The sequence below is a fragment of the Zarconia sp. genome, from assembly GCF_057467645.1.
Genome location: NZ_JBRJXU010000165.1, coordinates 35,859 through 43,145, shown reverse-complemented (window position 1 = coordinate 43,145; position 7,287 = coordinate 35,859). Strand labels below are relative to the sequence as shown.

3 protein-coding genes are annotated in these 7,287 nt (G+C 53.2%); 1 reads left to right on the top strand and 2 read right to left on the bottom strand.

What is annotated here, in order from left to right; all coding sequences use genetic code 11:
* Nucleotides 1–70: 70 nt before the first annotated feature.
* Together AC2215_RS24330 and AC2215_RS24325 are read right to left on the bottom strand one after the other, a co-directional pair.
* The gene (locus AC2215_RS24330) at nt 71–2,539 is read right to left on the bottom strand and encodes a two-partner secretion domain-containing protein (protein WP_486812611.1); all 2,469 of its coding nucleotides are present in this window, start codon (nt 2,537–2,539) and stop codon (nt 71–73) included.
* 52 nt (nt 2,540–2,591) lie between these two features.
* The gene (locus AC2215_RS24325; RefSeq protein WP_486812610.1) at nt 2,592–5,090 is read right to left on the bottom strand and encodes a two-partner secretion domain-containing protein; all 2,499 of its coding nucleotides are present in this window, start codon (nt 5,088–5,090) and stop codon (nt 2,592–2,594) included.
* A 501-nt stretch (nt 5,091–5,591) separates the two neighbouring features.
* On the opposite strand from AC2215_RS24325, the gene bchB reads away from it, so the two are divergent.
* Nucleotides 5,592–7,118, top strand: coding sequence for a ferredoxin:protochlorophyllide reductase (ATP-dependent) subunit B (gene bchB, locus AC2215_RS24320; protein WP_486812609.1), 1,527 nt, complete (start codon nt 5,592–5,594; stop codon nt 7,116–7,118).
* The last annotated feature ends 169 nt before the right edge of the window (nt 7,119–7,287 follow it).

Here is a 7,287-nt window from a genome sequence, read left to right as displayed (position 1 = left end):
GTGGGGTGTGGGGTGTGGGGTATGGGGTGTGGGGTGTAGGGTTTTATTTTTCCCATACATCGATCGACCATTATCGATTATCCACCAAATCCTCGCACTCGGCACGAGCGAATCCAAAGTCTCCCGTACCCGGAACTGCGGCAACCAGTTCGACATCACCTTGAGGATTGACGATCCAATCGGTGGCTTCAACAAAGGGGTTCGCTGGAGAATCCGTTGGGGGGGTTCGATCGGAATGGGGAGGTAATTCTAATTGGGTGGTATCAATTTCACCCAAGCGGGTATCCCGCCATACCGTTTGTCCGAGGAAGGGTTGGGTGGGGTCTGGTGGGAGTCCGCCATTGCCCGTGATGGCGAACCGGCTGCGGGTGGCAATGTCGCAGCTATCTTGAAGTTGAGTGTTGGAGTTGAGGGGATCGGTATTGAGGGTCACCAGTCCCGATGTCGGATCGACAATCGGGTTATCGACGATCACGATGCCATCGACCCCAAATTGAGAGCTGGCAGTAATGCGGCTATTGGGAGCAACGAAGAGTCCGAGCGTGGTAATTTGGATGTTGCCTCCGGTTCCTTCAATGGCACTGGCATTAATTTGACTGTTGTCGAGCAGGGCGATGGTGTCGGAGTCAATCGCAATATTGCCGCCGTTGCCGATGCCGAAGGACTCAACATTAATGAGAGCACCATCGCGTAGTTGCAAAGCGTTGAGTCCTTGCAACTGGATATTTCCCCCTTCCCCAGAAGTCGTCGAAGCGGTGAGAGTCCCTTCGCCATCGAGTAAAATCTCGTCCGCATTAACCTGTAAGTTACCCGCATCTGCGACGCTCTCGTGTCGGACGGTAACCGTTGCCCCATCGGACACTTGCAAGCGTGGGGTGTTGAGAACGATGTTGCCTGCATTTCCCGAGACGGTATCTGGCAGTCCCCGAGCCAGTCTGACTGCTTCGGGAAGTAATATTCCTGCCGATCCAATTTGACTGGGTTCGAAGCGGTCTGCTGCGCCATTGAATCCACCTCCCTCAACCCGAATGAATTCAGACGCATTCACCGTAACGTTTCCAGCCCGAGCTGCCCCAACAGTTGAAGAACTAATAATGCTACCGTTTCCCACCGTGAGCCTGGGGGTATTGATGGTAATCTCACCGGAATTACTCATCGCACTGACTGCCAACGAACCGACGAACGAATTGCTGACTATTCCCCCCAACTCGACTGATTCTGTCGCTTCAATCGTAATCCCACCAGAGGAACCGGAACCCTCACTCCCACTAAAAAAAGACCCCTCTTCCAGGATTGCGGTACGGGTTTTGACGGTCAGATTGCCGCTATTGCCCGCCCCCAAAGTCCGAAGATCGATAATTGGAGTATCGCTTGTACTCGAGAAAAGCGCGACATTCGCTGCATCGATCTCGATATTGCCCCCATCTGCTTCCCCAACAGTCAAGGCTCGGATCAGATGATTGGTTCCCCGCATTGTCAGTTGTGGGGTCACAATCGAAATATCTCCCCCACTTCCGGAATCTAAGGCATCGCTGAAGATAAAACTGCCAACGGACAAATTGGCGTCGTCGTTCATCAATTCTACGGATTCCGTGGTTTGGATATCGATCGATCCGGCGGGTTGCTCTCCTGAGTTTTCGAGAATCAAAGCCGACCCCCGATCGAGTAATAAATTCCGGGCGCGGACCTGAATCGAACCATTCCCGGCGCCACTGGCATCGGCAACCGCATCGGTTTTCAGTTGAATATCCCCGAATTGCTGCACTTGGGCATAATCGAGGGTCAATTGAGTGTCTGTTGCCTCCACGCCAACAATTTGGGCATTCCCACCCACCGCCCCAAGTTCGATGCGTCCGCTCTGGGCGGTCAGAATGCCACCATTGAGGGTCACGTTGCCTCCGACGAGTGCGAGGGTATGACCGGCAGCCACCTGAAATCCCGATGAGGTATCGTTGCGCTCTAAGGGGGCAAAGGGATTAACGCTGAAGTTATGTCCGTTCCCGTTAACCTGAATCGCACCGGAATTTGACCCCATCTGCAAACCCATGGGAACGTTCACCGTTAATAACGGCGGTGTGTTAGGTTCCGTGGCACTATAAAAACTGCCATCTTCAAACAGCAAACTCTCCGCAGTACTCCCAAGAAACGACCCACCAATCTCTAACCGTGCGTTCGCTCCCAATACGATGCCGTTGGGGTTCATCAAAAATAGGTTCGCCGTTCCGTTGGCACGAATCAATCCGTCGATATCCGAGAGATTGCTTCCGGTGATGCGGGTGATGATGTTGTCGATGCTTTGGGCGTTATTAAAAAATGCTTCTCCTCCCATGGGAATGGAGAATTCCTCGAAACTGTGAAAGAGGTTGGTTCCGGCTTGGGTTCCCCCTTCGATGGTGACGATGCTGCCATTGGGAAGAACGATCGAATGATTGGGTAGCGTCGCATCCGGGATAATTTGAGCGACACTGGGGGTTGTCAAAAATAACGAAGTTAGCCCTAGGGATAGAGGGATGGGAAAACCGGTTGAATTGGGAGTCACAGAGGCGATCGCGCGAAGGGTAGAAAAGTTTGCCGCCGCAGAGCGGTTGAGTCTAATTACTTTGCGTCAGGGTCTGGCAATCGGGAGATGGATGCCAAGGGCTGTGGGTCGATCCCGATCGGGCGACTAACTCCACGGTACCATCCTCGCGGCGCGTCCATCCGGTAGCTTCGATAAGGGGATCGGGTGGAGCATCCATGGAAACCGTTTCACCGGAGTGAGGTGTCAATTCGACATTGGAGAGATCGATCTCGGTGGTGTCAATTTCACCCAAGCGGGTATCTCTCCATAGCGTTGGGCTTTGAAAAGACTCAGTGGGGTCCGGTGGGAGTCCGCCGTTGCCCGTGATGGCGAACCGGCTGCGGGTGGCAATGTCGCAGCTATCTTGAAGTTGAGTATTGGAGTTGAGGGGGTCTGTAGTGATGGCGACCAGTCCCGATGCCGGATCGATAATCGGGTTATCGACACTGACGATGCCATCAACCCCAAATTGGGAGCTGGCGGTAATGCTGCTGTCGCCAGAAACGAACAGTCCGAGTGTGGAAATATTAATATTTCCCCCTGCCCCTTCGAGGGCACTGGCATTGATTTGACTGTTTTCGAGCAGGGCAATGGTGTTGGAGTTGATGGTAATGTTGCCACCGTTGCCGATGCCAAAAGACTCAGCGTCAATGGCCGCACCATCGCGCAGTTGCAAAGCGTCTAGCCCTTGCAATTCGATATTTCCCCCTTCCCCAGAAATGGTGGAAGCGGTGAGAGTGCCTTCACGATCGAGTAAAATCTCGTCACTATTGACCTGTAAGTTTCCCGCATCTCCGACGCTCTCGTGTCGGACGGTAACCGTTGCCCCGTCAGATACTTGCAAGCGGGGGGTATTGAGGATGACATTACCTGCATTTCCCGTGACGGTATCGGGTAATCCGCGACGCTCTCGAACCGAAGCCGGCAGGAGAATCCCCGCCGATCGAATTTGAGTGGGATCGAAGCGGTTCGCCGTGCCGTTGAATCCACTTCCCTCAACCTGAATGAATTCAGAGGCATTCACCGTAATGCTTCGGGCACTCCCGGCCCCAAAGGTGGAAGAACTAATAATGCTAACGTCTCGCACGCTTAGCCTGGGGGTCTCGATGAGGATCTCGCCGGCATTCCCCATCGCACTCACCGCCGAGGAACCGATGAGGGAATTTCGGATCGTTCCCCGCAACTCGATCGATTCTGTCGCCTCAATTGTAATATTTCCAGCGGAACCGGAACCCCCATTGACGTTATTGACAAAAGCTCCGCCATCGAGGACTATCGTCCGGGCTTCGACACTCAAATTGCCGCTATTGCCCGTCCCCAAAGTTCGAAGGGCAACACTTGAAGTACGCCTCGGTCCAGAGGAGATCGCGATCTCTCCTGCATCGATGTCGATATTTCCCCCCTCAGCTTCCCCAAGGGTCAAGGCTCGGATGACAGCATTGTTTCCCTGCATTGTCAGTTGTGGGGTCGCAATCGAAATATCTCCCCCACTTCCGGAATTTAGGGCATCGCTGAAGATAAAACTGCCAGTCGTCAAATTGGGGTCATCGTTAATCAATTCTACGGATTCCGTGGTTTGGATATCGATCGATCCGGCGGGTTGCCCTCCGGAGTTTTCGAGAATCAAAGCCGACCCCCGATCGAGTAATAAACTCCCTCCCCGGATCTGAATCGAACCACTCCCGGTGCCACTGGCATCGGCAACCGCACCGGTGTTCAGTTGAATATCTCCGAATTGCTCGACTTGGGTATAATCGAGGGTCAATTGAGTGTCTGTTGCCTCTACGCCAACAATCTGGGCATTCCCACTCACTGCCCCAAGTTCGAGGCGTCCGCTTTCAGCCGTCAAGATTCCCCCATTGAGAGTGATGTCGCCTCCGACGAGTGCGAGGGTATTACCGGAAGTCTGAAATCCCGATGGCGTATCGTTGCGCTCTAAGGGGGCAAAGGTGTCGACGCTGAAGTTATGTCCGTTCCCGTTGACCTCAATGGCAGCGGAACTCGACCCCATCTGCAAACCCAGGGGAACGTTGACTGAAAGTAAGGGTGATGCCCCCGTTCCGCTCCCAGAGGTGTCTGTGGCACTGTAAAAACTCCCATCTGCAAACAGTACCCTCTCGGCGGTACTGCCGAGAAACGACCCGCCAATATCTAACTGTGCGTTCGCTCCCAATACGATGCCGTTGGGGTTAATCAGAAACAGGTTCGCCGTTCCGTTGGCGCGAATCAACCCGTCAATATTGGAAAGATTGCCTCCAGTGACCCGGGTGATGATGTTGTCGATGCTTTGGGCGTTATTAAAAAATGCTTCGCTTCCCGTGGGAATCGAGAATTCCTCAAAACTGTGAAAGAGGTTGGTTCCGGCTTGGGTTCCTCCTTCGATGGTGAAGAGGCTGCCATTGGGAAGAACGATCGAATGATTGGGTAAGGTGGCATCGGGAGTAATCTGCGATCGAACGGGAGAAGCCGTCAGTCCGAGAAACACAAGAGCAATAGATTTTAGGCAAACACGAGAACTGGCTTTGCTCATGAATACTCCTAAGTTGAATTGAGCGAAGGTCATTTGGGGTTTGAGGGTTGCGATTGCGCACTTGCACGAGAACGCTTCGCAACTGAAGCAAAGTCAGCCTATCTAACACTGAAGATCGCCTTCACATCTTCAATTCTCTCCCAAATCCAACTCAGCCTCCACCCGACAGCCCAAAACAAGGGCAAGACCTCGAACTCGCACATTTCAAATTTCGGCTGATGGTCCAGAGTGGAGTGCCGATGGTCATGTGACGCTGATTATGTTAAGCAATATTCCGATTATGTTAAGCAATACATCGAGAATCGAAAAAACGTCGATCGAACCGATATAGTCCTTTATGGTGGGCGCTTGAGTCGTTTCCGATCGCTCTGAGTTAAGGAAACGCCGAGGACCACTTCATTCGCGCAAACGATAGGTACGTCGATCGAAAACGATTTCAAAAGTCTCTTTTCACAATCTTTCTCCACGGTCCTTTTAGCATAGAACGAGGAAAAATTCCCGATGAAATTAGCGTATTGGATGTATGCCGGTCCGGCTCATATTGGCACGCTGCGGGTAGCCAGCTCTTTCAAAAACGTTCACGCCATCATGCACGCGCCGCTGGGCGACGATTATTTTAACGTTATGCGATCGATGCTCGAACGGGAACGAAACTACACGCCCGTGACTGCTAGCGTGGTCGATCGCAACGTCCTGGCGCGGGGTTCCCAAGAAAAAGTCGTCAACAACATCACCCGCAAGGACAAAGAAGAAAATCCCGATCTGATCGTCCTCACCCCCACCTGTACGTCGAGTATTTTGCAAGAAGATTTGCAGAATTTCGTCGATCGCGCTCAAATGGATTCCCAGGGCGACGTGATGCTGGCCGACGTGAACCATTATCGCGTCAACGAGCTGCAAGCAGCCGATCGCACCCTCGAACAAATCGTTCAGTACTACATCCAAAAAGCCCGCAAGAAAGGGGAACTGCCCGAAGGCAAAACCGAAAAGCCCTCTGTCAACATCATCGGTATTTCTACCCTCGGCTTCCACAACCAGCACGACAGCATCGAACTCAAGCGGCTGATGGCGGATTTGGGCGTTGAAGTCAACGAAGTCATCCCCGAAGACGCATCCGTCCACAACTTGAAAAACCTTCCCCGCGCCTGGTTTAACCTGGTTCCCTACCGGGAAATCGGCGTGATGGCGGCTCAGTATTTAGAGCGGGAATTCGGGATGCCCTACATCGATATTACGCCCATGGGGGTCGTCGAAACCGCTCGCTGCATCCGCAAAATTCAACAAGTCATCAACGTGCAAGGGGCAAACGTCGATTACGAAGAATTCATCGACACCCAAACCCGCTTCGTCTCCCAGGCGGCGTGGTTCTCCCGTTCCATCGACTGCCAAAACCTGACGGGGAAAAAAGCCGTCGTATTCGGCGACAACACCCACGCTGCTGCGATGACGAAAATTCTAGCGCGGGAGATGGGAATTCACGTTGTCATGGCGGGAACCTACTGCAAGTACGATGCCGACTGGTTCCGCAAAGAGGTGAGCGAGTATTGCGACGAAATCCTCATCAGCGAAGACAACGGCGAAATTGCCGATGCGATCGCCCGCATCGAACCGTCGGCTATTTTCGGTACCCAGATGGAACGCCACGTGGGCAAGCGATTGAGCATTCCCTGCGGCGTGATTGCCGCCCCCATCCACATCCAAAATTTCCCCATCGGTTACAAGCCGTTTTTGGGTTATGAAGGCACGAACCAAGTGGCGGATTTGGTCTACAATTCCTTTACCCTAGGGATGGAAGACCATTTGCTCGAAATTTTTGGCGGTCACGATACCAAGGAAGTGATTCACAAAGGAATGTCCGCCGATTCCGATTTGAATTGGACGAAGGACGCCAGGGCAGAGTTGAACAAAGTTCCCGGCTTCGTGCGGGGTAAGGTGAAGCGCAACACGGAAAAATTCGCCCGCGAACGGAATCTCTCGGAAATTTCGATCGAGGTGATGTATGCCGCGAAGGAGGCGGTTGGGGCTTAGGAAGAGGATGCGGGGACGCGGAGATGGGAGAGCTTCGGGAGATGGGGGAGCTTCGGGAGATGGGGGAGCTTCGAGAGATGGGGGAGCTTCGGGAGCAAGATGCTCCCACTATGTGTATCCACTGTTGACTCTTCCGAAGCCCCCGAAGCCCCCGAAGCCCCCAAAGCCA

Coding starts and splice junctions, on each gene's coding strand:
- AC2215_RS24325 (WP_486812610.1), bottom strand. CDS start 5,090: ATGAGCAAAGCCAGTTCTCGTGTTTGCCTAAAATCTATTGCTCTTGTG.
- bchB (WP_486812609.1), top strand. CDS start 5,592: ATGAAATTAGCGTATTGGATGTATGCCGGTCCGGCTCATATTGGCACG.